The following is a 24,880-nucleotide window of genomic DNA, read 5'->3' as shown; positions in this document are numbered from 1 at the left end:
GAAACTTTTGAGCTGCCGATGTTTCCGCTGGAGTCGGCGCTGCTGCCCAACGAGGACCTGCCGCTGCGCATCTTCGAGCCGCGCTACACGGCGCTGGTGCAGGACTGCATGCGCAGCCCCGAGCCGCGGTTCGGGGTGGTGCTGATCTCGCGGGGCCGCGAGGTCGGCGGCGGCGATGCGCGCTGCGACGTGGGGACCGTCGCCGGGATCGACGAATGCATCGATGTGGGCTCCGGCCGGTATGCGCTGCGCTGCCGCACCCGCGGGCGGATCCGGGTGAGCGAATGGCTGCCCGACGATCCGTACCCGCGGGCTCTTGTGCGGTTCTGGCCCGACGAGCCGGGGGATCCGGTGGGCATCGACCAGCTGCGCGAGGTCGAGGACCAGGTGCTGGCGCTGTTCGAGCGGATCGCGAGCGCCCGCGGTGTGGTGTTGCCGGGGCCCGACATGCTGCTAGGTCCGCGGCCCGATGATGCGGGAGAGCGGTTGTACGCGTTGGCAACTCGCGTGCCGATGGGCCAGGCGGACCGCTATGCGGTGTTGTCCGCACCGTCGGCGGCCGATCGTTTGGCGGCGCTGCGTGAGGCCGTCGAGTCGGTGGCAGCCATGATCGAATTCCAGTTGTCGGAGTAACCTTTCCGCGCTACGGCGCGTCGTCGTCTGCGTCTGCGCGGAGGAGTTTTTCGGGGTGGTGGTATTTGTTGGTGCGGGGTTGGCCGTGGTCGAGGTGGGGTGGTGGTATCCATTCGGTGTCGCCGTTTTTGAGCTTGCGGGTGGTCCAGCCTCGGTCGGCGAGTTTGTGGTGCGGACCGCAGGCCAGGGTGAGGTCGACGATGTCTGTCTGGTGACATTGGGCCCAGGCGGTGACGTGGTGGACTTCGGTGAGATAGCCGGGCATATCGCAATTGGGAAACGAGCAGCCGCGGTCCTTGGCGTGTAGCACTATTCGTTGACCGGGTGAGGCAATGCGTTTGGTGTGGTAGAGCCCGATCGGGTGGCCGTTGTCGAAGATGGCCAGGTAGTGATGGGCGTGGCTTGCCATGCGGATGACGTCGCTCATCGGTAGCAGGGTGCCTGCCGCCGGCGGTGAGCGCTGTGCCGCATTGGGCTTCCAGGTCGGCGAGGTTGGCGGTGACGATGATCGACGCCGGTAACCCGTTGTGTTGACCCAACTCACCGGAGGCCAACAGTGCGCGCCCGGCGGCGATCAGGGCGTCGTGGTTGCGCTGGCCGGCCGAGCGGGTGTCGTTGTCGATGGCTTGTTGGGCCGGGGTGCCGCTCAGGCAGGGGGTGAGGTCGTCGGGGTTGCACATGCCGGGGGCGGCCAGTTTGGCCAGCACGGCATCGAGGGTGGCGCGGGCTTGGGGGGTCAGATAGCCGCTGATGGCGCTCATGCCGTCGGGGCCTTGCTTGCCAAGGATGAGGCTGCGCCGGCGGGCTCGGTCGTTGTCGGTGAAGTCGCCGTCGGGGTGCAGGCAGTGCATCAGCTTGTCGGCCAGCTTGGATAGGTCGTCGGGACGATGCTGCCCGGCCAGTTCGGCCAGGTGGGCTTCGGCGTGCTCGGCGGTTTCGGCGTCCACGGCGTCGGGCAGCCGGTGCATGAAGCTGCGGATCACCGCCACATGGGGGGTGCCGAGTTCGCCGGCGCGTTGGGCGGCGGCGGTGGCGGGCAACCGTGGCTCGAGTGGTTCGCCGGTGATCGCGCGGCGTGGCCCGAGGTTTTCGGCGTCGTGGATGCGTCGGCTGGCCTCGGCCGGGGTGATGCGCAGCCGACCGGCCAGCGCAAAGCGCAGCGTGCCGCCCAACTCGGTTTCGCCGGCCTGTTCGGCGAGCTGGTTGATCAGCGGATGCTCGACGGCGGGCAGGCGGCGGCGGACCGTCTCGCAACGTTCCAGTAGCGCCAGCCGCTCCGGGGTGGTCAACACATCGAACGACAGATCCAGAGCACACTTCATGGCAGCCTTGAGCGCGTCGAAGGCCTCGACGATCTCCTCCCGGCTATCCGAACGCATGTTCGAATCATATCGGCGCGGTCTGACATTGATACCCGCGACAAGCCCCGCTGTGGATAAACGCCGAACTGTGCACAACCTGGCGACAGGCCGCCGCCCCGACTAAGCCGCCCGCCCGGGGGCCCGGTGCACCGCGCCGAATACCGTTGCGGCGACGGCCAACAACGCCGAACTGACCAGCCACGGCAGGATCCGGCCGGCGCTGAACAGCGCGGCGTACATGCCGGGCGCGACGGCGGTAGCGGCCGCCCACGCCGTCTGCAGCAGCGAGCCGTGTCGCCCGGACGACTCCTCCGGCGCAAACGTCAGCATGATGTTGGCGCCGAGAGTGTTACAGGCCGCATCGGACACGCTGAACAGGATCAGCCCGACGGCCAGCACCGCGAACAACGCTGCGGCCCCGGCGTTTTGGACCGCGACCAGACTGTCCACGACCAAGAAACTGAGCGCACATAACGCCGTGGACCACGACAGGATCCGCAGGTGTGCCACTCGCCGGCCGATCCACGACACCAGCCGCGCCGACGCCGCCACCGCCACGCAGATGGCCACGTACGCCACCGTCGTCGACCACTTCGGCAGCCCCACCGACAGCATGAACAGCGGCAGCGCGGTGTCCATCCCGATCGTGGTCAGCGCAATGACGAAGACGCCCGCAACGAACGCCATGAATCCGCCCTGCCGCACGACGTCGCGGTACCGCGGCGGCTGCCATTCTTGCGGCTCGTCGGGACCGGCGTCGTCGTCGACCCAGCGCAACCGCCAATACAGCATCGCGGTCAGCGCCTCGCCCGCGGCGATCAGCCCGACAAGGACCGACCAGAACCGACCGGACCCGCCGTCGAGAACCAAACCCAACGTCGCGCCCAGCGCACCGATGCCGAAGCCCAGTACTCGCACCGAGGTCAGCGCCGCGAACATCTGGGTGCGGTCGTGCCCCTCGGCCGTCAGCCGACGAACCGCCTCGGGGTCGCTGGTGAAGAACATGTTGGCGGCCATGGAGGCGGCGAAGCAGAACAGTGCGGCCGCCACGAGGGTAGTGGTGACCAGGAAGCCCAAGAAGGCACCGGCGGCCAGAACACCCGACAGCGTCATCGCCCGGAACGGCCCCAGCCGGTCCAGAACCCGCCCGGACACGACGGCCCCGACGAACAGCGCGCCGGTATTGCCCACAGTCGCGGCAACTCCGGCCCCGGTGAGCGGCAGGCCGCGGCCGAGCGTGAAGAACAGGAAGACCAACGGGACCCACAGGCCGTGGTTGACCATCGCGACCGTCGTCGACACGATGAACAACCGCCGTGCTCCCGTAAGCCGTTGTGGCACGGTGAGCATCAGCCGAACGTACCCGGCGGCCGCCCCGCCACGCACCCGAATTTTCGGGCGTGTCTAGCTCGGTAGCCGGCCTTCGATGAACACGCTGCGGGGGATGGTCGCTTCGGCGCCGGCGGCCGGTGATCGTCCATAGCGCCGCATCAGATCCAGCGCCTCGATCACGGTGACCTCCCAGCCGCGTTCGGTCAGCCACTGTTCGAGGTCGGTGCGTTCTTCGACGTACCAGAGTTTTTCGGGGGTCTGCTCGCCGCTCTCCCGCATGCGGCGCCACTGCTGGGCGCGGGCTTCTAAGTACTCGGGCTCGAAGAATCGCGGGCTGAACGCCTCGACCGCCACCCGACTGCCCGGTGCGCTGAGCTTCGCGATCCGCTCGAACAGCAGGTCCTGGCCGGCCGGCGGCAAGTAGGGCATCAGGCCTTCGGCTGACCACACTGTTGGCGCGGAGGTGTCAAAGCCGGTATCGCGCAAAGCCTTTGGCCAATCCTGCCGTAGATCGACGGGGACGGCGCGATAGTCGGCCGCCGGCCGGGCGCCATGCGCGGCCAGGGTTTCGGCCTTGAACTCCAGCACCTTGGGCTGGTCGATCTCGAAGACGATGGTGCCGTGCACCCACGGCAGCCGCCAGGCTCGGGCGTCCAGACCGGCGGCCAGGATGACCGCCTGCTCGATCCCGTTGGCGCCGGCGGCGATGAACTGTTCGTCGAACCACTTGGTGCGCGCCGCCGCATAGCCGCCGATGACCCGCAGCCGCTCTGCCATCGGCCCGGAAGTCGGTGGGCGCCAGCCTCGCTCGACGGCGGCGTCGACGAAGCACTGCGCGTAGCGGTCGGTGAACAGCGGGCAGTCGCAGTCGTTCTCGCGGGCCCGTGCCAGTGCCACGCCTAGCGCCGTCGCGCCGACGCTCTCGGTGATGTCCCAGCTGTCGTCATCCGTTCTCGTCATCGCCACTATCCATCTCGTCGACCGTCAGGGATCCGCGAATGTTTTGTTCGCGGTACGCCAATTGCCCGACCCGGTGTGCGACCACCGGGGCGGTGATCACTGTGAACGCACCGGTCAGCACCAGCATTCCGACGTCGTAATTGCCGCGCAGCCGGATCGCGGCGCCCGCCAGCACCAGCAGCAGACCCAGCACCTGCGGCTTGGTCGCCGAGTGCATCCGCGAGAGGGTGTCGCCGAAGCGGACCACACCGATCGCGGCGGTCAGCGCCAGCACCGAGCCGCTCAGCACCAGCGCACCGGAGACGACGTCGAGCGGGGTCATCGGCGGTCCCGGTCGGGGACTCGGAAGCGGGCCACGCTGACCGAGCCGACGAAGCTGATCAGCGCCAGCGCCGCCAGGCTGTAGGTCACGGTGCTGTCCAAACTGGCTGCGGCCCAAGTACCGATGGCGCACATCGTCACGGCGATCAGCGTGTCCACCGCCACCAGTCGATCCAGCGTGCTCGGCCCGGCCAGCAGCCGGAACATCGTGATGGCCGCGGCGGCGCCCAGCAGCACGCCGGCGATCAACCAGACGGTCATGCGACCTCCTCGACAGGCTGCCAATCCTCGTCGCGCTCATAGGCGGCCACCACCAGCCGCTCCACCTCGGCGACCTGGCGATAGAAGCGGTCGACGGCACGGGCCGAGCCGACGTCGATCACGTGGCAGTACAACACTCGGCGCAGCTGATCGATCTCCAGCACGATCGAGCCCGGGATCATCGTCAAGATGTTGACCGCGAAGACCAATACGAGATCGGACTTGATCGACACCTGCGCCCGCAGCACCCCCGACGGCGGCGGCGGACCGGGTTTGACCGCCAGCCAGGCGACCTGGACGCTGGACACCACCAGATACCACGCGACCCGCACGACCAGCCGCAGCACCGACAGCGGATGCACCCGGCCCTGGACCGGCACCGGCGGCATCGGCAGCAGCAGCGTGATCGTGAGCGCGACCGCCATCCCGCTGACCGCGTTGGCCGCAGAGTAGTTGCCCCACAACAACACCCACACGCCGGTCAGTGCAATCAGAATGGCGATCCGCAGCAGCGTGGCCCTCATTTGGACAACACCGCCGAGATGTAGTTGCCGCGGTCGAGCACCTCGGCAGCGGCTCGGTCACTGTAGGCGAAGATCGGCCCGGCCAACACCGTCAAACCCAGCCCGACGGCGATGAGCGCCAGTGTCGGCGCGACCATTCCGATCGGCATGTGGCCGACGTCGTCGCGGTCGTCGAACGCAACATCCTCGACTTCCTCCAGCAGCGCCGCCGTCCGGGCCGCCACCAGGTCCCCGTCGGGCGCGTCGACGCGGGGCCGCCAAAACGCCTTGGACCACACCCGCGCAACCACATACAGCGTCAGCAGGCTTGTCACGATTCCGCCGGCCACCAGCAGCCAGGCCAGCACCGACCCGTCGGCCGTGCCCGCCCGAAGCAGCGCCACCTTGCCGATGAACCCCGAAAATGGCGGAATCCCACCGAGATTCAGCGCGGGCAGCAGAAACACGAACGCCAGCAACGGGTTTGCCGCCAGCCCACCGAGCCGCTGCAGGCTCGACGCGCCGCCCTGCCGTTCGATCAGACCCGTCGCCAAAAACAGCGTGGTCTGCACGACGATGTGGTGCGCCACGTAGTAGATGGCCCCGGCCATGCCGGCCTGAGTGGACAGCGCCACCCCGAACACCATGTAGCCGATGTGGCTGACCAGCGTGAAGGACAGCAGCCGCTTGATGTCGCTTTGCGCGATGGCGCCGAGGATGCCGATCAGCATGGTCAGCAGCGCGGCCACCAGCAGCAGGTGATTCAGCCCGGCGTCGGGGAACAGCAGCGAATGCGCCCGGATGATCGCGTAGATGCCGACCTTTGTCAGGATGCCGGCGAACACCGCGGTGACGGGCGCGGGCGCGGTGGGGTAGGAGTCGGGCAGCCACGCCGACAACGGGAACACCGCGGCCTTGATGCCGAACGCGACCAGCAGCACCGCGAACATCGCGCTGCGGACGCCCGGGCTGACGGTGCCGATGCGCACGGCCAGCTCGGCCATGTTCAAGGTGCCCGTCGCGGCGTAGACCAACGCGATACCGAACAAAAAGATCAGCGACGACAGCAGCGACACCATCACGTAGCCGATGCCGGCGCGCACGCGGGCAGGGCTGCCGCCGATCGTCAACAACACGAAACTGGCCGACAGCAGTACCTCGAACCCGACGAACAGGTTGAACAGGTCGCCGGCCAGAAACGCCATGCACACCCCGGCGGCCAGGGCGAGATAAGTCGGCAGGAAGATCGACACCGGCTGGCGGTCGTCGCCGTCGCGGATACCCTGACCGATCGCGTACACCACCACGGTCAACAACACGACCGACGACACCACCAGCATCAGCGCGGAGAGCCGGTCGACCACCAGTGTGATGCCCAGCGGCCCCAAAGGCGTTGGGCCCCAACCGCCGACGTGCAGGGCCAGGGTGCCGTCGCGGTCGGTCAGGAACAGCAACGCGATGCCGACCAGCACGATCGTCGCCAGCGCCGCCCAGGTGATCAGGCGCTGCAGCCGCGGTCGCCGGCCGGCGACCAGGGTGGCCGCGGCGCCGAGCATGGGCACCAGCACCGGCAGCGGGATCAGCGTCGCGGCAAGGCTCATCGCGACCCCCGATGGCCGGGCAGCGCGTCGAGCTCGTCGGGTTCGTCGGTGTCGGGGTACGGCTCCTCGGGGTCGGCGTCGACGTCGGCGGCCTCCTCGGTCGACAGCTGCGCGACGCGAGTGTCCTCGGCGTCCTTGGCGACGGCTTCGGCGGCGGTCAGCCGGTACGAGCGGTAGGCCAGCGCCAGCACGAACGCCGCGACGCCCATCGTGATCACGATCGCGGTCAACACCATGGCCTGCGCCAGCGGGTCGGCCGTGGGTTTGCCGCTGGTGCCGGCACCGCGAACCGGCGGATTGCCCGGCGGACCGCTGACGGCGACGATCAGCAGATTGACCGCATTGCCAATCAGCAACAGCCCCAACAGCATTCGGGTCAGGGTGCGTTCAAGCAGTAGGTACACGCCGCAGCTGACCAGCGCGCCGATCGCGAGCAGCGGAATCAGGTAGACGATCATGTGAGGGCCGCCTCGCGAGCCGCGGCCTGGTCCTCGCCGACGCGCACGCCGAGGCTGCGCAGCACGTCGAGCACCAAACCGACCACGATCAAATAGACACCGAGGTCGAAGACCAATGCGGTGACGAACGTGACGTGGCCCAGCACCGGCAGGTCGACGGCCAGCACGGCCGACGACAGCGCCGGCGCCCCGAGCAGCAGCGAGGTCGCCGCGGTGCCCGCGGCCAGGCCCAGCCCGACGCCCAGGATCTTGCCGGCGTCCAGCGGCAGTGTCTCACCGAGTTCGTAAGGGCCGCCGGCCAAATAGCGCAACACCAGCGCCAGCCCGGCGGTCAGCCCGCCGGCGAACCCGCCGCCGGGAGTGTTGTGGCCGGTGAAGAAGAAGTACACCGACACCACCATGATCAGCGGGAAGATGATCCGCGTGGTCACCTCCATCACCAGCGAGCGGTAGCGGGGGTCACGGTATTCGCTGCCGCGCAGCCAGGTGGTGTCGCCGATCGCCGGGCTGTAGGGCGTGACGGGAATGTTGCCGATGTCCGGCTGCCCAGGGCGCGGCATCCGCGGCGCCGCCCCGAACCGGCGGTGCCGAAACACCAGCGACGCAACGCCCGTCGCCGCCACCAGCAACACCGAGATCTCGCCGAGGGTGTCCCACGCCCGGATGTCGACCAGCAGCACATTGACCGTGTTGGCGCCGTGGCCGCGCAGATAGGCGGCGTCGGGCAGCAGGCTCGCGATCGCGGTGCCATGCCGGGCGGCGATCGCGAACATCGCCAGCACGGTGACGGCGGCGCCGACGGCCAGCGCCAGCGCGGCGCGGGGCAGCCGGTGGCGCCTGATGTCGGCCGGATCGACTTCGGCCGGCAGTGTGCGCAGCACCAGCACGAAGATCACCAGCGTCACGGTCTCCACCAGGAACTGGGTCAGCGCCAGATCGGGCGCGCCGTGGAAGGCGAAGATAGCCCCGCAGGCGTAGCCGGTGACCCCGACCATCAGCACCGCGGCAAGCCGGTTGCGCGTCATCGTCGCGCCGAGCGCGGCCGCGACCAGCAGGGCGGCCAGCGCCGGCTGCAGCGCGGAATCCCACAGCGCGAACCGCGGCCGGTCCCGGGCGCCGAACAGCAGCGCCGCCGTCGGGACCAGCACCAGCGTCGACAGGATCACCGACTGGGTGGCCGGGATGGAGCCGCGCTGCGTTTCACCGGTCAACCGCACCGAGATCACGTCGAGGCCGCGGACGACGGCGTCGTAGGCGCGGTCGGCGTTGCCCAGCGGCATCCAGCCGATCCGGGCGCGACGCAGCCGGGCCCGCGCGAAGAACGCGGCGGCGCCCAGCGTCGCGACCCCCGCCGACAACGCCAGCGGCAGGCCGACGCCGTGCCACAGCGCCAGGTGGTAGTCCCCGCCGCTGTAGCCCGCCAGGGCGTGGCCGAGCGGTGCCGGCGTCAGGCCCAAAGCGAGGCCGGCGGCGGCCAGGATCGCCGGTGCGGCCAGGAAGGTCGCGGTGGGCGGGTGCATGCCGGCGACCGGGGCGCTCGGTTCGCGACGGCCTTTGCGGGCGAACGCGCCCCACAGGAACCGGACGCTGTAGATCATCGTGAACACCGAGCCGGCGGCGATCACGCCCAGCACGTATGGCGTGTGCGCAAGCGTCGCAAACGCGGCCTCCTTGGCGACGAAACCCAGGAACGGCGGCAGCGCGGCCATGCTGGCCGTCGCCGCGGCGGCAATCACCAGCAGCGACGGGCAGCGCTGCCCCAGCCAGGCCAGCCGGCGCACATCCCGGGTGCCGGTGGCGTGGTCGACGATGCCGACGACCATGAACAGCGCGGCCTTGAACACCGCGTGCGCACACAGCACCGCCAGGCCGGCCAGCATCAGGTCGCGGCCGCCGGCCCCGACCAGCACGGTGATCAAGCCGAGCTGGCTGACGGTGCCGAACGCCAGGATCAGCTTGAGGTCGTATTCGCGGACCGCCCGCCAGCCGGCCAGCAGCATCGTGGTCACCCCGAGGATCACGACGGTGGGGCGCCAGCCGGGCGAGTCGGCGAAGCCCGGCGCCATCCGCGCGATCAGGTAGACGCCGGCCTTGACCATGGCGGCGGCATGCAGGTAGGCGCTGACCGGCGTCGGGGCGCCCATCGCGCCCGGCAACCAGAAGTGCAGCGGCACGATCGCCGACTTGCTGAGCCCGCCGACCAGCATCAGCAGCACCGCGACGGCGACGGCGGTGCCCCCCGGGGGATCGGCCAGCACGTCGGAGAGCTGGTAACTGCCGGCGGCGTGGCCGAGGATGACGATCCCGGCAAGCATCGCCAGCCCGCCGGCGGTGGTCACCAGCAACGCCTGGGTGGCGGCGCGGCGGCTGAGCAGCCGCTCGGCGTAGTGGCCGATCAGCAGGAACGACAACACGGTGGTCAGCTCCCAGAACACATAGAGCACCAGCATGTTGTCGGCGATCACGAGGCCGAACATGGTTCCGGAGAACGCGACGAGTTCGGCGGCGAAGCTGGGCAGCCGGTTTTCGGTGTGCCCGTCGCGGTGGTGGAAGTAGTCGGCGCAATAGAACAGCACCAGCGCGCCGATGCCCAGCACCAGCACGCTCATGATCGCGGCCAGCGGGTCGAAGCGCAGCGCGATGTTCATCGACAGCTCGGGCACCCAGGTGATGCTCTGCTTCTGGTCTGCGCGGCTTGGCCAGTGCAGTACCACCCAACCCAGCGACCCGAGCGGCACCAGCGCGAGCGGGTAGAACGCCAGCCGGTCCCATTTGCGCACCAGCAGCGGCGCCAGCGCAGCAGCGACCGCATGGGCAAACAGGATGGCGAGCATGGCACTCCGGTGTCGGGGTGTCAGCCTGATAGGGCTATTTCGCCAGGCAGTCTACCGGTTGGTTGGGCGCTGCATGCTGCGACGGAATCTACGGACGTGCTGCATGTGCGTGGGAGTCATTGTCGCGCAACATGTTTCGCGGATGTATGGATTGGCCCACAGCCACGGGCGCCGAGTGTGCGGTTTTATCCGCGACGCGCCGAGGGCTGCGTATCAAATCGCACAGTCGCGGAGGCCAACAGCCGCGGCGCAACAACTCGATGCACCGGGCCGACCACCGCCCACACCATTCGGGCGGCAAGCTTACGGCGATAGTGCAGGCGGGTCGTGAGTGCAGCGTGCCCGTCGTGGCGCTGCAGAGTCAGTGTGGCCCGCATCAGCGGCCCGTCCGCCGCGAGCACGAGCTCGTCGGGTTCCGAGCGGACCACCGTCCAGCCGTCGAACCTCAGTACGTGGCGGTGAATCCATCGCACCGCACCCGGCGCTTCCACGAGTGCATCACGGATCGGCGTTTCGAACGTGTCCGTGTAGTCGACGTCGGTGTTAGCCGCTGCCGCAATGCGTTTGAGCGTCCATCGCACCACCACGCGATGCGCACCGCTGCCGATGACCAGGGCACGGTAGATCTTGCCGTGCAGCCCGGGGAACGCCGCCCACGTCTGCGAGCGCACACGCGTGCGCTGTGGGCCCTCGACGTCCAATTCGAATATCCAGCGGTAGACGGCGAACGGGTGGCGGCCTTTCAACGCCAGCCGCCTCGGCGCCATCGCCTCGGCGAGCACGAAGCCCACCGGGACCGTCGAGGGATCGTTCGGATCGCGGCACATCACCCGCAGCAGCGCAGACCACGTGTCTGCGGCGGATGCGTCGATCGATCTGGCATGCTCGTCGATATAGGGCAATTGTTCCATATAGAAGGACTGTACTAGATCATGGCGCCTCCGCGGAAGCATGAAACCGATGTGATCCTCGACGCGACGCGCGCGCTGGTGCTCACCGAAGGACCGCGGGCGGCGAGCGTCGCCGCGATCGCCAAGGCGAGCGGCGCGCCGGCCGGAACGCTGTATCACCGGTTCGGCAATCGCAACGGCGTCCTGACCGCCGCCTGGCTGCGCGCGCTCGAACGTTTCCAGGCGCGGGCGATGGCCGCGACAGCCGAAACTGCCCTGGAGTCCGGCGTCGCGATGGCCGTCGCGGCCATCGGCTTCACTCGTGAGCTCCCCGAGGATGCGCGGCTGCTGTTGACCATCCGAGCGGGCGACCTGCTCGACGGCGAACCCGATGCGGCGTTCGAGCAGACCCTGGCCGCCATGAACGCGCCGCTGCAGGAGCGGATCCGCAGCCTGGCCGACGAGCTATACGGCAGCAGCGATCCGCGCAGCATCGACGCCGTCGCCAGGGCAGTCGCCGACCTGCCCTACGCCGTCGTACGCCGTCATGCTCACGACGACCCGATCCCCGCCTGGTTGGAGGACGACGTCGCCGCGGCAGTGCGCGCGTTGCTGACCACCTACCGGGCTTCCGCGTAGGCGCGCAGCGCCGCTACCTGCCCGGGATCCAGCGACGGGCTCACCGCTTTGCGGGCCGCGGCGATGTCGTCGGGGGTGATGTCGGCCGCGTCGATGGAGCGCCGCATCGCGGCCAGCGCGGCCTCCCGCAGCAGCGCCGCGCAGTCGGCGGCGCTGTAGCCGTCCAAGTCGTCGGCCAGCGCGGTCAAGTCGACGTCGGCGTGCAGAGGAATGGATTTGCCTGCGGTGCTGAGGATTTCGAGGCGCGCAGCGGCGTCGGGTGGTTCGACGAAGACCAGCTTCTCCAGCCGGCCGGGCCGCAGCAGCGCCGGGTCGATCAGGTCGGGCCGGTTGGTGGCGCCGACGACGACGACGTCGCGCAGCGGGTCGACGCCGTCGAGCTCGGTCAACAGCGTCGCGACGACCTTGTCGGTGACGCCGGAGTCGAAGCTCTGCCCGCGCCGGGGCGCCAGCGCGTCGACCTCGTCGAGGAACACCAGCGACGGCGCCGAGTCCCTTGCCCGGCGGAACAATTCACGGACGGCCTTCTCCGATGCGCCCACCCATTTGTCCAGCAGCTCGGGGCCTTTGACCGCGTGCACGCTCAGCCGCCCGGTGCTGGCCAGGGCCCGCACCAAAAACGTCTTGCCGCAGCCGGGCGGCCCGTACAGCAGCACGCCGCGTGGCGGGTCGACGCCGAGCCGGGAGAACGTGTCGGGGTGTTGCAGCGGCCAGAGCACGGCTTCGGTGAGTGCCTGCTTGGTGGCCGCCATGTCGCCGACGTCGTCGAGGGCGACGTCACCGACCATCGGTTGGCCGCCCGTCGAGCGGGACAGCGGCCGGATGACGGTCAACGCGCCAAGCAGGTCGTCTTGGGTCAGCCGTGGAGGCCCCCCGTCCGCGCTGGCCCGCGCGGCGGCGCGCAACGCGGCCTCGCGTACCAATGCCGCCAGGTCGGCGACCACGAAACCTGGTGTGCGGCCTGCAATCTCGGCAAAGTCGAGCTCGTCGGCGGGTGCCCGCTGCAGCAGCGAGCCCAGCAGCGCGGCGCGGGTGGCGGCGTCGGGCAGGCTCAGTGCCAGCTCGCGGTCGCACAGGTCGGGCGCACGCAGCCGGGCGTCCAGGTTTTCCGGCACCGCCGAGGTGGCGATGAACGCGACCCCGGGAGTCGCTATGGCAGTGCGCAGTTCGGCCAGGATCAGCGATGCCACCGGCTCGGCGGCGGCCGGCAGCAGCGCGTCGGTGTCGGCGATCAGCAGCACCCCACCGCCCTGACGCACCGAGGCCACCGCCGCGGCAACGGCTTTCAACCGCTCGTCGGCGGCCAGGGCGCCCACCCCGGGCCCGTCCAACTCCACTAGCCGCCGCCCGGCGCACACTGCCCGCACCAGCGTCACTTTCCCGACGCCGGCCGGCCCGGACACCAGAACACCCAAATTGGTTGTGGCGCCGAGCTTTTGCAGCAGGCCCGGCTCGTCGAGAGACAGCTTGAGCCATTCGGCCAGTTTGCGGGCCTGAGCATCGACTCCCTTGAGGTCATGGACCGGGGTGGGCGCGACCGGCTCGACCGCGGCGGGCACACCGGTTCCCCAGCTCACCAGCGAATTGGGCTGCACGCTGACCGGCCCCGTCGGGTCCACCCCGGTGACGGTCAAAAGTTCGGACGTCCAGCTGATTCCGACGGCCGACGCCAGCTGGCGCGTGGTTTCGGTCGTCGACGTACCCGGTCCGAGGTCGCGAGGCAGCAGCGACACCGCGTCGCCGACCGTCAACACCTTCCCCAGCAAGGCCTGCCGCAGCGTGGCCGGCGTGATCGACTGGCTGGCGATCGTCGAGCCGCTCAGCGTTACCGACCGGGCGCCGCATACCGTCGCCGCTGCCACGATGACCGGGTTTCCCTCGCGCAGACCGGCATTCGACAGCGTCACGTCGTCGAGCAGTATCGTGCCGGCCGGTGTGTCGCGGGCGGTGCCGGCTACCGCCGCGGTGGTCCGCGATCCGGTCAGCGACACGGCGTCCCACTCTCGAATACCAAGGGCGGCAATCGCTTCCGGGTGCAGGCGCACGACGCCGCGGCGTGAGTCGACGGCGGAGGTGTTCAGCCGTGCGGTAAACGTCAACTGGGCCATTCAGCCACCCGGCTTGCGCAGACCCAGCCGGGCCATCGACCGGCGGTTCGGCTGGGCCCGCCGGATGGCCCGGCGCACAGCGCGCCGCTCCTTGGGTCGCTCGCCCCATACCTCGGGATGCTCGGCCAGCCAGCGGTGGCTGCGCACCGAAAACGGGATGTGGCACAGGTAGACGGCGATGGCGACCATCACCAGGATGTAGGGGAACAAGAATGCGGCCGCCGCGACGATAGCCAGCACCGCCAGCAGCAGCGCCGCGAAGTTCGGCGGCACCGACACCGCGTGCATCTTCTTCATCGGGATCCGGCTGACCACCAGCATCGAGCACACCGCCACCCAGGCGCACACAAACCACGGCGAGCTCCACCAGCCGGCGCCGAACTGCAGCTTGGCGGCCAGCGGACCGAGCACCGCGATCGCGCCGGCCGGCGCGGGCATGCCGACGAAGAATTCGCGCGTGTAGGCGGGCAGGGTGGCGTCGTCGAGCAGCGCGTTGAACCTGGCCAGGCGCAACACAATACAGACCGCATACAGCAGCACCGCCACCCAGCCGGCCGGCAACGACGACAGCAGCGACACGTAGACCACCACCGCCGGCGCCACCCCGAAGTTCACGGCGTCGGCCAGCGAGTCGATCTCCTCGCCCATCCGCGACTCGGCGTCCAGGATGCGGGCCACCCGGCCGTCGAGCCCGTCGAGGATGGCGGCCGCGGCGATCAGCGCCATGGCGGCGTGCGGCTGGGACTCCAGCGCGAACCGGATCGAACTCAGGCCCGCACAGATGGCCAGCACGCTCATCGAGCTGGGCAGGATGCGCAGGTTGACCGATCGGCGGGGTTTGGTGGTCATGTCAGCTGGGCCAGCACCGTTTCACCGGCTACCGCCCGTTGCCCGACGCTGACCAACACCTCCGTCCCGGCGGGCAGATACGTGTCCAGGCGCGACCCGAACCGGATCAGCCCGTAGGTGTCACCGATCGAGAGCTTGTCGCCGACGCGGGCGTCGCAGACGATCCGGCGCGCCAGCAGTCCGGCGATCTGCACGACGACGATCTCGGCGCCGTCGTCGGTGCGGATCCGCATGCTCGTGCGTTCGTTGTGTTCGCTGGCCGCCGCCAGCTCGGCCGAACCGAAGCGGCCCGGCCGGTGCTGCACGTCGAGCACCTCGCCGCCGATCGGAGCCCGCTGGACATGGGCGTCCAGCAGCGACAGGAAGATGCTGACCCGCGGCAGGGGGGTGTCGGGGAGGCCGAGTTCGGCGGGCGGAGCGGCGGATTCGACGAGGCAGACGAGGCCGTCGGCGGGCGCGACGACGGCGCCGGGGCGGGTCGGCGGCACCCGGGGCGGGTGGCGGAAGAAACCCGCGCAGGCACCGGCGGCCAGCAGACCGGTCCGGCGCAGCCACCGATAGCGGCGGCCGGCCACTGCCACCCCCAATCCCGCGGAGATGAACGGCAGCCCGGCCGGGTGCACGGGCGGAACCGTCGACCGCAGCAACGCCACCAGGCGCTGGGGGCCGCTCAGGCCATCGGAGGGGCGTCGTGCCACGCGGTCATCCTACGGAGCCGCGCCGAGCGTGGGATTGTGGCACGCGAAATCGCAAGTGGCGTGCATCAAGCGCACGCTCGACCGGAAAGCTAGCGCAGGTCCCAGAGTTCCACCTGCGATCCGGCCGCGATCTCCGCCACCTCCGCGGGGATGTCCAGCAGGCAGTTCGCCGACGCCAGCCACCGCAGATGGTGCGACGCCGGCGGGCCGTAGCTCATCACCGTGCCGGCGTCGGCGTCGAACACCCCACGGCGGAACTGTCGTTTGCCGCGCGGTGAGGTCAACGTCTCGGTGAGCACGGCAGAGCGTCGTGGCCGATGCGCGACCGGCAGGCCCATGGCGGTGCGCAGCGCGGGCCGGACGAACACCTCGAAGGACACCAGCGCGCTGACCGGATTGCCGGGCAGCGTGACAATCGGCGTGCCCGCGACCCGCCCGGTGCCCTGCGGCATCCCCGGCTGCATCGCGACTTTCACGAACTCCACGCCTTGGTCACCCTCGCGGCCGAACGCGTCCTTGACAACCTCGTAGGCGCCCGCGCTGACGCCGCCGCTGGTGATGATCAGGTCCGACTCCGCGGCGTAGCGGTCCAGCACGGCGACGAACTGCGCGACCTCGTCCTCGACAGCCGGGGCGGCGACCACCTCGCCGCCGGCATCGCGGACGGCGGCGGCCAGCATGACCGAATTCGACTCGTAGATCTGGCCCGGCAGCAGCGCGGTGCCCGGCGAGACCAACTCGGTTCCGGTGGAAATCACCAGCACTCGCTGTCGCGGGATCACCGGCAGCTCGGGCAGTCCCAGCGCGGCGGCCAACCCGACCACCGCCGGGGTGACCAATTGGCCGGCCCGCAACACCGTGGTGCCGGCGGCGACGTCCTCGCCGGCGCGACGGATGTGGCGCCCGTCGGCGGTGGGGGCGGTGATCGACACGACGTCGGTGCGCCCGTCGGTGTTCTCGACCGGCACGACGGCCGTGGCCCCGGCCGGCATCGGCGCGCCGGTCATGATCCGGTGCGCAGTCCCGGGTTCCAGCGTGGGAATGTCGGTGCGTCCGGCCGGAATGTCTTGGGCCACCGGCAATTTCACCGGACTGTCGGCAGACGCTGCGGCTACCTCGTCGGCCCGCACCGCATAGCCGTCCATCGCGGAGTTGTCGAACACCGGCAGCGACACCGTCGCGGTCACGTCGTCGGCCAGCGCCAGCCCTTCGGCGTCGGCGAGCGCGGCTGTGGTAGCCGGCCGGGCCGCGATCAGTTCGGCGACGACGCGCTGATGTTCCTCGACGGAGCGCATCAGACCGGGAAGGTGACGCCGGTGAGTTCTTCGGACACCGCCCACAGCCGGCGCTGCAGCTCCTCGTCGTGGGACTGCCCGCTGGACTCGACGAGCTTCGGATAGCCGCGCTGCTGACCGAAACCGTCGGGGCCGTAATACTGGCCGCCTTCGACGTTCGGGTCGGTGGCGGCGCGCAAAGTCGGCAAGGCACCCATCGCCGCGCTCTGGAAGAGCAGCGGGCCGAGCAGCGCGTTGGCCGGCTTGAGGATCGTGGGCAGATTGCGGGTCAGCTCGGTGTTCGACGTGCCGGGGTGGGCGGCGACGGCGATGGTGTTTTTCTGCTGCTCGGCCAGCCGGCGCTGCAGCTCGTAGGTGAACAGCAGGTTGGCCAGTTTGGACTGCCCGTACGCCGCGATCCGGTCGTAGCTGCGCTCCCACTGCAGGTCGTCGAAGTGGATCGAGGCGCGGAACCGGTGGGCGTTGCTGCTGACGGTCACCACTCGCGAACCGCGGACGCCCAGCAGGTGGTCGAGCAGCAGCCCGGTCAGCGCAAAGTGGCCGAGATGGTTGGTGCCGAACTGCATTTCGAAACCGTCGGCGGTCAGTTGCTTCGGGGTGTACATCACGCCGGCGTTGTTGATCAGCAGGTCGATGCGTGGGTAGTTCGCCCGCAGCCTCTCGGCGGCGGCGCGCACCGAGTCCAGCGAGCTCAAGTCGAGTTCGGCCAGCGTGACGTCGGCCCGCGGCTGGGCGGCGACGATGCGGGCCAGCGCAGCGTTGCCCTTCTCCGGATTGCGCACCGCGAGCACGACGTGCGCGCCGCACCGGGCAAGCACCGCGGCCGTGTGGTAGCCGATACCGGTGTTGGCGCCGGTGACGATCGCGATGCGGCCGCTCTGGTCGGGCACATCGGCTTCTGACCATTTGCCTCCTGCACTCATGGCCGAAAACGATACCGACGGATGCCCGACGCCGGCGGGTGGCATTCTCGACGCCATGGACGACGGCGCGGCCGGCCCGGTCGTGGTGGGTATGGCCGATCCCGCTCATCCGCCCAGTCGCAGGGCGCCGCTGATGTGGGCGGTCGAGGGCGCCATCCCGTGGTTGATGCTGGCCGTCGGGCAGCTGTTGTGGTTCTCGCTGGATCAGCGGCTGTTGTGGGTGCACGGATTGTGCGCGGCCGCCACCGTGCTCGGCGCGGCGGTGGCCGTCGGCGTCGTGCCGTGGTGGCGGTATCGGGTGCACCGCTGGGAGATCAGCGCGCAGGCGGTGTACACCCGCACCGGATGGCTGGTGCAGGAGCGCCGGATCGCGCCGATTTCGCGGGTGCAGACCGTCGACACCTACCGCGGCCCGCTGGACCGGTTGTTCGGGCTGGCCAATGTCACGGTGACGACGGCGTCGTCGGCGGGAGCCGTGCGCATCGTGGCGCTGGACTCGGCGGTCGCGGATCAGGTCGTCGCCCAGTTGACCGACATCGCGGCGATCGGCGCCGAGGACGCCACATGACCTGGCGGCGGCTGAGTCCGCGAATGTTGTTGGTACATCCGGTACATGAGCTTCTTCGCCAGCTGCCGCTGCTGATCGGCGCAATCGTGCTGGGTTCCACCACCGGCAATCGGTGGTGGACGGTGGCGGCGCTGGCGGTGACAGCCCTGTTCGGGGTGGCGCGCTGGTTCACCACTAGCTACCGGATCGAGCCGGACGAGGTGCAACTGCGGGCCGGGGTATTGCAACGCAAGGTTTTGTCGTTGCCGCGCAACAGGATTCGCTCGGTACAGACAGATGCGCGGCTGTTGCATCGGCTGTTGGGGCTGGCCGTGCTGCGGGTGAGTACCGGACGAGAAGCCGCTGGCGACAACCTTTTCGAGCTCGACGCCGTCGAGGTTGCGCAGGTGCCGCGGTTGCGGGCGATTCTGCTGGCCGAATCCGAACTGCCCGCTGACCAGGTGGGCACAGTGCTGGCGCGCTGGCAGCCGTCCTGGCTGCGGTATGCGCCGCTGAGCCTGTCCGGGTTGGTGATGATCGCCGCGGCGGTGGGTGTCGTATATCAGAGCGGATTCGCGGCGCCGCTGGGCCGGTTCGGGTCGAATACCGTTGCGCAGCTCGGTGTTCCGGCAATCGGAGCGGTAGTGCTGGTGGCGTCGGTGGTGTTGGCGGTGATGCGGTCATTGCTCACCTACGGCAACCTGGTGCTGCTGCGGCGCGAAGGGTTCCTGGAGTTGCGGCACGGGTTGTTGAGGCTCCGCGAGCACACCTACGACACCAGCCGGCTGCGCGGCGGGTCGCTGCGTCAACCGCTTTTGGTGCGCGCGCTTCGCGGCGCCCGCCTGGACGCGGTGATGACCGGTGTGCACGGCGCCGGCGAGTCCTCGATGCTGCTGCCGCCGTGTCCGGTTGCGACGGCCGAGGAGGTGCTGACCGGACTGGTCGGCTCGTCGCGCGTCGTGACCGGACCGCTGCGTGGGCACGGCTGCCGGGCGGCGCAGCGGCGATGGACTCGCGCGTTGGGCGCGCCGGTTGCGGCGGGCGCGGCGATGGTGGTGGTCGGTGTGCCGGCCTGGCTGTGGGCCGGATGGGCCGCTGTGATGGTGTGCTGCGCACTGATGGCCGCCGACCGGGCGCGGGCACTCGGGCACCGGGTGGACACCGACTGGCTGGTTGCGCGGGCCGGTTGCCTGGAGCGGCGCCGCGATTGCGTTGCCACCGCGGGCATTATCGGCTGGACCGTGCGGCAGACGCCGATGCAGCGGCGGGCCGGCGTCGCCACGCTGGTAGCCGCCACCGCCGCGGGCGCGAAGCGTTACCCGCTGATCGACGTGCCCGAGCAGCAGGCGTGGGCGGTGGCAGCGACGGCATCGCGGTGGGTGGCCGACAGCGTCTGGGCGATGCGCTAAAGCTCCCGCACCGCCGCGATGCGGGCCTGCAACTGGTCGCTGGTCGCCGCGGCCACCGGCGGCCCGCCGCAAATGCGGCGCAGCTCGTTGTGAATCCAGCCGTGCGGCTTGCCCGTGCGGTGGTGCGCCGCCGACACCAACGCGTTGAGTTCGCGGCGCAAATCGCGCAGCTGCCCATGCCGCGTGACGGGCTCGGGCGCACTGCCGCCGGCCGCCGCGAGCTGCTCGGCTTGCCTGCGCCGCAACAGTTCTCGCATCTGCTCGGCATCCAACAGCCCGGGGATGCCGAGATAGTCGGCCTCGTCGCCGCCGGTGCCGAACGACGCGCCGTCGAAGATGACCTGGTCCAGCTCGGCGTCGGCGCCCAGCGACATGAACCCGTTGTCGAGTTCGGATGGTTCGCTGTGGCGGCGCTGCGCGGCGACCAGTTCGTCGGTTTCGCGATGCGGCTTGCCGAGCACGTGGTTGCGCTGCGCCTCCAACTCGCTGGCCAACAGCAGCAGCGACGGCACCGACGGCAAGAACACGCTGGCCGTCTCCCCGGGCCGCCGGGACCGGACGAACCGCCCGATGGCCTGCGCGAAGAACAACGGCGTCGAGGCGCTGGTCGCATAGACACCGACCGCCAGGCGCGGCACGTCGACGCCCTCCGACACCATCCGCACCGCGACCAACCAGCGGCTGGTGCCCGCGGAGAACTGCGCGATGCGCTCCGACGATCCGGGGTCGTCGGACAGCACGACGGTCGGCGCCTCGCCGGTGATCCGCTCCAGCAGAACGGCATACGCCCGCGCGGCCTTCTGGTCCGAGGCGATCACCATGCCGCCGGCGTCGGGCATGCCGCCGTCGCGCAGCTGGCGCAACCGGGTGTCGGCCGCCGAGATCACCGCCGGCATCCATTCGCCGGCCGGATCCAGTGCGGTGCGCCACGCCCGGGCGGTGTGCTCGGCGCTCAGGGGTTCGCCGAGCCGGGCGGCGTATTCCTCGCCGGCGCTGTCACGCCAGCGCGCCTCGCCCGAGTAGGCCAAAAACACCACCGGGCGCACCACCCCGTCGGCCAGTGCCTCGGTGTAGCCGTAGGTGTGGTCGGCCTGTGAGCGGAGCAGCCCGTCGCCGCCGGGTTCGTACCGCACGAACGGGATGGCGGCGTCGTCGCTGCGAAACGGTGTGCCGGTCAGGGCGAGCCGGCGGGTGGCGTCGCCGAAGGCCTCCAGGATCGCCTCGCCCCAACTCCTGGCGTCGCCGCCGTGGTGGATCTCGTCGAAGATGACCAGGGTCCGTCTGCCCTCGGTGCGCACCCGATGCCGGGTCGGGTGGCTGGCCACCTGTGCGTAGGTGACGACGATGCCGTCGTACTCGGCGGAAGTCTGCGCGGCGGTGTTGCGGAACTTCGGGTCCAGCGCGATGCCGTCGGCGGCGGCCGCCGCGGCCCACTGGTTTTTCAGGTGTTCGGTGGGCACCACCACGGTGATGGCTTCCACGGCGCGGTCGGCCAAAAGCTCCGCGGCGATGCGCAGAGCAAACGCCGTCTTACCCGCACCCGGGGTTGCGACCAGCAGGAAATCGCGCGGCTTGGCGGTCAGGTACCGCACCAGGGCTCGCCGCTGCCAGCCCCGCAATACTCGGGTGTCGGGCGCATCAGTTGCCCGCACCCGAGGCCTCCTATCTAACGAGATGCACTGTAGCGCAAGGACATCGGTCGGCGCATCTTTGCAGGAAGCCGCTTAGACGAAGAAGTTGTCGTGGCGAATGAACCATTCCCGACGTTCGTCGTCGGTCATGTCGGCCAACGCCGCAAAACCCTCGAAGTAGGCCTCCCGCGGCGCGCCCGGAGCGAACAACATCAAGATCGACGCGGGCGTGTCGGCCTCGTTGCGAAAGCCGTGGATCCCGCCCGGCGGAACATAGAGGAAGTCGCCTTGATGGCCGTCGAGCCAATCGCGGCCGTCGTAGAGCTTCATGGTCCCCGACAGCACGAAGACGGCCTGAAAACAAGGCGAGCCATCGCCCGGTGGTAGTGCGGGCCGGGCCCGCCGCCTTCCGGGCTGATGTCGACCCGGTACAGGCCGTAGTCGCCGTCGGTGGCCTGCTGGTTGGCCAAGTAGTGGTACTTGACGCCGAACGTTTCGTAATCGGGCGGCGCCCCTCCATTTTCAGGAGCCCGCTTGAGCCACGCGCTGACTTGCGGTTGGTCGTCGAGGTAACGGGGTTCTGGATAGGGCGGTACGACGAGCGACATTGGCTCAGCCTGCCACGCCCGTAGCATTGGCGCGGTGGTGGTCGACGAAAGTGTGCGCGTACAACGGCTTCTCGACGCCCAAGACAAAGCGGTGCAGCTCTTCGACGAGATCGAGCGCCGCGGCATGGTCCGCGCGGGTGTCGGCGAGCAGGAGTTGTCCAACGAGATCCGCGACCTGGCCGCCGACATGCTCGGCGTTGCCCGGCACTGGCATCGACGTATTGTGCGGTCGGGCGAGAACACCCTCCAGCCATTCCGGGAGCACCCGCCGGACCGGGTGATAGCAGACGGCGACATCGTGTTCTTGGATCTGGGCCCGGTCTTCGAGGAGTGGGAAGCCGACTTCGGCCGCACGTTCGTCCTGGGCGACGACCCCTTCAAGTTGGCCCTCCGGGATGCCCTGCCGCGGGTGTGGCAGGGCGGACGCGATTATTTCGACAGCCATCCCGACATCACCGGCGCCGAGTTGTTCGACCACGTCGTCGGGCTGGCTTACGCCGACGGATTCGAGTTCGGCAGTCCAATAGCCGGCCATCTGCTCGGGGAGTTCCCGCACCGAAAGATCGTGGGGAATGGAGTCGAGTGGTACATCACGCCCGGATCGGCCAAGCCGATGCGGCGCGAGGACTCCAACGGCCGCACCTGCCATTGGATTCTGGAGATCCACTTGATCGACCCGGCCCGCCGCTTCGGCGGCTTTTACGAGCAGCTGCTCGACCTGCCGTGAGGCAAGATCAGCGGGCGCCGGGGTTGACGTAGTGGCACACGGCTCCGGTCCCAACGCTGCGCGGGGCGTTATTGGTCTGCGTGACGACTTGTCGCCCACCCACGGACACCCGACAGGTCACCGTTCCCGGTTCGGGACCGGAATGTATGCCGCTGAAAGTCAGCAACCGGGAGTTGCCGTCGTAGTCGAATGCCGTCGACCACGGCAGGCCCACATTGTCCACCTGGGGCACGTCGTTGGCTCCGGTGTAGGACACCTGCACCCCTTCGGTGAAGGTGCCGGTCAACTCGAACACGATCGGCACCGACGCCGACGCCGTCCCGGGGGCCGCCAGCAGCAGCCCTCCACTCAGCGCCACGGCGGCGGCCAGGCCGCCCGATTTACTAACCATGACGTGAATTAGAGCACCGCATGTGGCCGACCGTCAGGCGATCGGTGTTCTTGCACTCTCCATAGGCGAGTGCTAAGAATGACTTGGCACTCGCGACCGGTGAGTGCTAGGTCGGGACGGTGAGATCCAGCTCAGGATCGTCCGTCGCGGGCACTGCACCCGGCCAGGACGTGTCATCCCCAATCCGGAGGAATCACTTCGCAATGGCCAAGACAATTGCGTACGACGAAGAGGCCCGTCGCGGCCTCGAGCGGGGCCTGAACAGCCTCGCCGACGCGGTAAAGGTGACGTTGGGCCCCAAGGGTCGCAACGTCGTCCTGGAGAAGAAGTGGGGCGCTCCCACGATCACCAACGACGGCGTGTCCATCGCCAAGGAGATCGAGCTGGAGGACCCCTACGAGAAGATCGGCGCCGAGCTGGTCAAGGAAGTCGCCAAGAAGACCGACGACGTCGCGGGTGACGGTACGACGACGGCCACCGTGCTGGCCCAGGCGCTGGTCAAGGAAGGCCTGCGCAACGTCGCCGCCGGTGCCAACCCGCTCGGCCTGAAGCGCGGTATCGAGAAGGCCGTCGAGAAGGTCACCGAGACGCTGCTCAAGGGCGCCAAGGAGGTCGAGACCAAGGAGCAGATCGCTGCCACCGCGGCCATCTCCGCCGGTGACCAGTCGATCGGCGACCTGATCGCCGAGGCGATGGACAAGGTCGGCAACGAGGGCGTCATCACCGTCGAGGAGTCCAACACCTTCGGCCTGCAGCTCGAGCTCACCGAGGGTATGCGCTTCGACAAGGGCTACATCTCGGGTTACTTCGTCACCGACGCCGAGCGTCAGGAGGCGGTGCTCGAGGAGCCCTACATCCTGCTGGTCAGCTCCAAGGTGTCGACGGTCAAGGATCTGCTGCCGCTGCTGGAGAAGGTCATCCAGGCCGGCAAGCCGCTGCTGATCATCGCCGAGGACGTCGAGGGTGAGGCGTTGAGCACCCTGGTCGTCAACAAGATCCGCGGCACCTTCAAGTCGGTGGCGGTCAAGGCCCCCGGCTTCGGTGACCGCCGCAAGGCGATGCTGCAGGACATGGCGATCCTCACCGGTGGGCAGGTGATCAGCGAAGAGGTCGGCCTGACGCTGGAGAACGCCGACCTGTCGCTGCTGGGCAAGGCCCGCAAGGTCGTCGTCACCAAGGACGAGACCACGATCGTCGAGGGCGCCGGCGACACCGACGCCATCGCCGGGCGGGTGGCCCAGATCCGCCAGGAGATCGAGAACAGCGACTCCGACTACGACCGCGAGAAGCTGCAGGAGCGACTGGCCAAGCTGGCCGGCGGTGTTGCGGTGATCAAGGCCGGGGCTGCCACCGAGGTGGAGCTCAAGGAGCGCAAGCACCGTATCGAGGACGCGGTGCGCAACGCCAAGGCCGCGGTCGAGGAGGGCATCGTCGCCGGTGGTGGCGTGACGCTGCTGCAGGCGGCCCCGGCGTTGGACGAGCTCAAGCTGTCCGGCGACGAGGCCACCGGTGCCAACATCGTCAAGGTGGCGCTCGAGGCTCCGCTGAAGCAGATCGCGTTCAACTCCGGGCTCGAGCCCGGCGTGGTCGCCGAGAAGGTCCGCAACTCGCCCGCCGGTACCGGCCTCAACGCCGCCACCGGTGACTACGAGGACCTGCTGAAGGCCGGCGTTGCCGACCCGGTCAAGGTGACTCGCTCGGCGCTGCAGAATGCGGCGTCGATCGCGGGCCTGTTCCTGACGACCGAGGCCGTTGTCGCCGACAAGCCGGAGAAGGAGAAGGCCGCCATGCCCGGTGGCGGTGACATGGGCGGCATGGACTTCTAAAGTCGCCAACGAAAAAGCCCGGCTCACTCGTGAGCCGGGCTTTTTCGTGCGCCCCTTCCCCCGAGTGTGCGGTTT

22 protein-coding genes and 2 pseudogenes are annotated in these 24,880 nt (G+C 69.3%); 6 read left to right on the top strand and 18 right to left on the bottom strand.

Translation table 11 applies throughout. The annotated features are described in order from the left end of the window. Window positions 1-18 precede the first annotated feature (18 nt). Window positions 19-633, top strand: coding sequence for an LON peptidase substrate-binding domain-containing protein (locus tag AWC14_RS18885; RefSeq protein ID WP_045374094.1), 615 nt, complete (start codon window positions 19-21; stop codon window positions 631-633). A gap of 10 nt (window positions 634-643) precedes the next feature. Here AWC14_RS18885 and AWC14_RS18880 read toward each other — a convergent pair. The 10 genes and pseudogenes from AWC14_RS18880 to AWC14_RS18835 form a co-directional block, all read right to left on the bottom strand. Further along, window positions 644-2,012 (bottom strand): annotated as a pseudogene (locus AWC14_RS18880) (HNH endonuclease signature motif containing protein). A gap of 102 nt (window positions 2,013-2,114) precedes the next feature. Beyond that, the gene (locus tag AWC14_RS18875; protein WP_057003137.1) at window positions 2,115-3,344 is read right to left on the bottom strand and encodes an MFS transporter; all 1,230 of its coding nucleotides are present in this window, start codon (window positions 3,342-3,344) and stop codon (window positions 2,115-2,117) included. Window positions 3,345-3,398: 54 nt separating this feature from the next. Beyond that, window positions 3,399-4,286 (bottom strand): SAM-dependent methyltransferase, encoded by an 888-nt coding sequence (locus AWC14_RS18870; protein ID WP_045373812.1) that lies wholly within the window; start codon window positions 4,284-4,286, stop codon window positions 3,399-3,401. Then, window positions 4,270-4,608, bottom strand: a complete 339-nt coding sequence (locus tag AWC14_RS18865) for a monovalent cation/H(+) antiporter subunit G (RefSeq protein ID WP_045373809.1) — start codon at window positions 4,606-4,608, stop codon at window positions 4,270-4,272. The genes AWC14_RS18870 and AWC14_RS18865 overlap by 17 nt, the downstream gene beginning before the upstream one ends. Beyond that, window positions 4,605-4,868, bottom strand: coding sequence for a monovalent cation/H+ antiporter complex subunit F (locus tag AWC14_RS18860; RefSeq protein WP_045373806.1), 264 nt, complete (start codon window positions 4,866-4,868; stop codon window positions 4,605-4,607). Before AWC14_RS18860 ends, AWC14_RS18865 begins: the two co-directional genes overlap by 4 nt. Then, a complete protein-coding gene (locus AWC14_RS18855) occupies window positions 4,865-5,392 on the bottom strand; it encodes a Na+/H+ antiporter subunit E (protein ID WP_045373803.1) in 528 nt (175 codons plus the stop codon). Before AWC14_RS18855 ends, AWC14_RS18860 begins: the two co-directional genes overlap by 4 nt. After that, entirely contained in the window at window positions 5,389-6,972 is a 1,584-nt protein-coding gene (locus tag AWC14_RS18850) for a Na+/H+ antiporter subunit D (protein ID WP_045373800.1), read from the bottom strand. The genes AWC14_RS18855 and AWC14_RS18850 overlap by 4 nt, the downstream gene beginning before the upstream one ends. Continuing rightward, entirely contained in the window at window positions 6,969-7,430 is a 462-nt protein-coding gene (locus tag AWC14_RS18845) for a Na(+)/H(+) antiporter subunit C (RefSeq protein ID WP_045373797.1), read from the bottom strand. The genes AWC14_RS18850 and AWC14_RS18845 overlap by 4 nt, the downstream gene beginning before the upstream one ends. Continuing rightward, window positions 7,427-10,264, bottom strand: a complete 2,838-nt coding sequence (locus tag AWC14_RS18840) for a Na+/H+ antiporter subunit A (RefSeq protein ID WP_045373794.1) — start codon at window positions 10,262-10,264, stop codon at window positions 7,427-7,429. The genes AWC14_RS18845 and AWC14_RS18840 overlap by 4 nt, the downstream gene beginning before the upstream one ends. A 185-nt stretch (window positions 10,265-10,449) precedes the next feature. Further along, the gene (locus AWC14_RS18835; protein WP_045373791.1) at window positions 10,450-11,175 is read right to left on the bottom strand and encodes a DUF2867 domain-containing protein; all 726 of its coding nucleotides are present in this window, start codon (window positions 11,173-11,175) and stop codon (window positions 10,450-10,452) included. A 21-nt stretch (window positions 11,176-11,196) separates the two neighbouring features. On the opposite strand from AWC14_RS18835, the gene AWC14_RS18830 reads away from it, so the two are divergent. Continuing rightward, window positions 11,197-11,793, top strand: coding sequence for a TetR/AcrR family transcriptional regulator (locus AWC14_RS18830; protein ID WP_045373789.1), 597 nt, complete (start codon window positions 11,197-11,199; stop codon window positions 11,791-11,793). Here AWC14_RS18830 and AWC14_RS18825 read toward each other — a convergent pair. The 5 genes from AWC14_RS18825 to AWC14_RS18805 form a co-directional block, all read right to left on the bottom strand. Next, complete coding sequence (locus tag AWC14_RS18825) at window positions 11,775-13,901, bottom strand: AAA family ATPase (protein WP_057003136.1); 2,127 nt, start codon at window positions 13,899-13,901, stop codon at window positions 11,775-11,777. The two genes, AWC14_RS18830 and AWC14_RS18825, sit on opposite strands and share 19 nt — an antisense overlap. Beyond that, complete coding sequence (locus AWC14_RS18820) at window positions 13,902-14,750, bottom strand: CDP-alcohol phosphatidyltransferase family protein (protein ID WP_045373786.1); 849 nt, start codon at window positions 14,748-14,750, stop codon at window positions 13,902-13,904. Then, on the bottom strand, window positions 14,747-15,448 hold the full coding sequence (locus AWC14_RS18815; RefSeq protein WP_081967970.1) for a phosphatidylserine decarboxylase: 702 nt from the start codon (window positions 15,446-15,448) through the stop codon (window positions 14,747-14,749). Before AWC14_RS18815 ends, AWC14_RS18820 begins: the two co-directional genes overlap by 4 nt. Before the next feature lie 89 nt (window positions 15,449-15,537). Beyond that, on the bottom strand, window positions 15,538-16,743 hold the full coding sequence (gene moeA / locus AWC14_RS18810; RefSeq protein WP_045373783.1) for a molybdopterin molybdotransferase MoeA: 1,206 nt from the start codon (window positions 16,741-16,743) through the stop codon (window positions 15,538-15,540). Further along, complete coding sequence (locus tag AWC14_RS18805) at window positions 16,743-17,666, bottom strand: SDR family NAD(P)-dependent oxidoreductase (protein ID WP_045373780.1); 924 nt, start codon at window positions 17,664-17,666, stop codon at window positions 16,743-16,745. Before AWC14_RS18805 ends, moeA begins: the two co-directional genes overlap by 1 nt. A 55-nt stretch (window positions 17,667-17,721) precedes the next feature. On the opposite strand from AWC14_RS18805, the gene AWC14_RS18800 reads away from it, so the two are divergent. Continuing rightward, window positions 17,722-18,234 (top strand): PH domain-containing protein, encoded by a 513-nt coding sequence (locus tag AWC14_RS18800; protein WP_142281761.1) that lies wholly within the window; start codon window positions 17,722-17,724, stop codon window positions 18,232-18,234. Next, window positions 18,231-19,622 carry a PH domain-containing protein gene (locus AWC14_RS18795; RefSeq protein WP_045373776.1) on the top strand — a complete coding sequence of 464 codons (1,392 nt, stop codon included), beginning with the start codon at window positions 18,231-18,233 and terminating at the stop codon, window positions 19,620-19,622. The genes AWC14_RS18800 and AWC14_RS18795 overlap by 4 nt, the downstream gene beginning before the upstream one ends. Here AWC14_RS18795 and AWC14_RS18790 read toward each other — a convergent pair. Beyond that, window positions 19,619-21,274 carry a DEAD/DEAH box helicase gene (locus AWC14_RS18790; protein ID WP_045373774.1) on the bottom strand — a complete coding sequence of 552 codons (1,656 nt, stop codon included), beginning with the start codon at window positions 21,272-21,274 and terminating at the stop codon, window positions 19,619-19,621. The two genes, AWC14_RS18795 and AWC14_RS18790, sit on opposite strands and share 4 nt — an antisense overlap. Before the next feature lie 72 nt (window positions 21,275-21,346). Beyond that, window positions 21,347-21,861: pseudogene (locus AWC14_RS18785) on the bottom strand (cupin domain-containing protein). A gap of 34 nt (window positions 21,862-21,895) precedes the next feature. Here AWC14_RS18785 and AWC14_RS18780 point away from each other — a divergent pair. After that, window positions 21,896-22,588 (top strand): M24 family metallopeptidase, encoded by a 693-nt coding sequence (locus AWC14_RS18780; protein ID WP_057003135.1) that lies wholly within the window; start codon window positions 21,896-21,898, stop codon window positions 22,586-22,588. A gap of 7 nt (window positions 22,589-22,595) precedes the next feature. On the opposite strand, the gene AWC14_RS18775 is transcribed toward AWC14_RS18780, so the two are convergent. Then, complete coding sequence (locus AWC14_RS18775; RefSeq protein WP_045375780.1) at window positions 22,596-22,979, bottom strand: hypothetical protein; 384 nt, start codon at window positions 22,977-22,979, stop codon at window positions 22,596-22,598. 203 nt (window positions 22,980-23,182) lie between these two features. Between AWC14_RS18775 and groL the strand changes: the two genes are divergently transcribed. Next, window positions 23,183-24,805: a chaperonin GroEL gene (gene groL / locus AWC14_RS18770; RefSeq protein WP_045375782.1), complete on the top strand. Its 1,623-nt coding sequence runs from the start codon at window positions 23,183-23,185 to the stop codon at window positions 24,803-24,805. Window positions 24,806-24,880: the final 75 nt, after the last annotated feature.

It is taken from the genome of Mycobacterium kyorinense (assembly GCF_002101735.1).
Taxonomy (GTDB): domain Bacteria; phylum Actinomycetota; class Actinomycetes; order Mycobacteriales; family Mycobacteriaceae; genus Mycobacterium; species Mycobacterium kyorinense.
This window is presented reverse-complemented; position numbering and strand designations above follow the sequence as displayed.

Coding starts and splice junctions, on each gene's coding strand:
- AWC14_RS18860 (WP_045373806.1), bottom strand. CDS start 4,868: ATGACCGTCTGGTTGATCGCCGGCGTGCTGCTGGGCGCCGCCGCGGCC.
- AWC14_RS18885 (WP_045374094.1), top strand. CDS start 19: ATGTTTCCGCTGGAGTCGGCGCTGCTGCCCAACGAGGACCTGCCGCTG.
- AWC14_RS18795 (WP_045373776.1), top strand. CDS start 18,231: ATGACCTGGCGGCGGCTGAGTCCGCGAATGTTGTTGGTACATCCGGTA.
- AWC14_RS18845 (WP_045373797.1), bottom strand. CDS start 7,430: ATGATCGTCTACCTGATTCCGCTGCTCGCGATCGGCGCGCTGGTCAGC.
- groL (WP_045375782.1), top strand. CDS start 23,183: ATGGCCAAGACAATTGCGTACGACGAAGAGGCCCGTCGCGGCCTCGAG.
- AWC14_RS18850 (WP_045373800.1), bottom strand. CDS start 6,972: ATGAGCCTTGCCGCGACGCTGATCCCGCTGCCGGTGCTGGTGCCCATG.
- AWC14_RS18840 (WP_045373794.1), bottom strand. CDS start 10,264: ATGCTCGCCATCCTGTTTGCCCATGCGGTCGCTGCTGCGCTGGCGCCG.
- AWC14_RS18870 (WP_045373812.1), bottom strand. CDS start 4,286: ATGACGAGAACGGATGACGACAGCTGGGACATCACCGAGAGCGTCGGC.
- AWC14_RS18875 (WP_057003137.1), bottom strand. CDS start 3,344: ATGCTCACCGTGCCACAACGGCTTACGGGAGCACGGCGGTTGTTCATC.
- AWC14_RS18865 (WP_045373809.1), bottom strand. CDS start 4,608: ATGACCCCGCTCGACGTCGTCTCCGGTGCGCTGGTGCTGAGCGGCTCG.
- AWC14_RS18835 (WP_045373791.1), bottom strand. CDS start 11,175: ATGGAACAATTGCCCTATATCGACGAGCATGCCAGATCGATCGACGCA.
- AWC14_RS18800 (WP_142281761.1), top strand. CDS start 17,722: ATGGACGACGGCGCGGCCGGCCCGGTCGTGGTGGGTATGGCCGATCCC.
- moeA (WP_045373783.1), bottom strand. CDS start 16,743: ATGCGCTCCGTCGAGGAACATCAGCGCGTCGTCGCCGAACTGATCGCG.
- AWC14_RS18825 (WP_057003136.1), bottom strand. CDS start 13,901: ATGGCCCAGTTGACGTTTACCGCACGGCTGAACACCTCCGCCGTCGAC.
- AWC14_RS18820 (WP_045373786.1), bottom strand. CDS start 14,750: ATGACCACCAAACCCCGCCGATCGGTCAACCTGCGCATCCTGCCCAGC.
- AWC14_RS18805 (WP_045373780.1), bottom strand. CDS start 17,666: ATGAGTGCAGGAGGCAAATGGTCAGAAGCCGATGTGCCCGACCAGAGC.
- AWC14_RS18830 (WP_045373789.1), top strand. CDS start 11,197: ATGGCGCCTCCGCGGAAGCATGAAACCGATGTGATCCTCGACGCGACG.
- AWC14_RS18775 (WP_045375780.1), bottom strand. CDS start 22,979: ATGGTTAGTAAATCGGGCGGCCTGGCCGCCGCCGTGGCGCTGAGTGGA.
- AWC14_RS18855 (WP_045373803.1), bottom strand. CDS start 5,392: ATGAGGGCCACGCTGCTGCGGATCGCCATTCTGATTGCACTGACCGGC.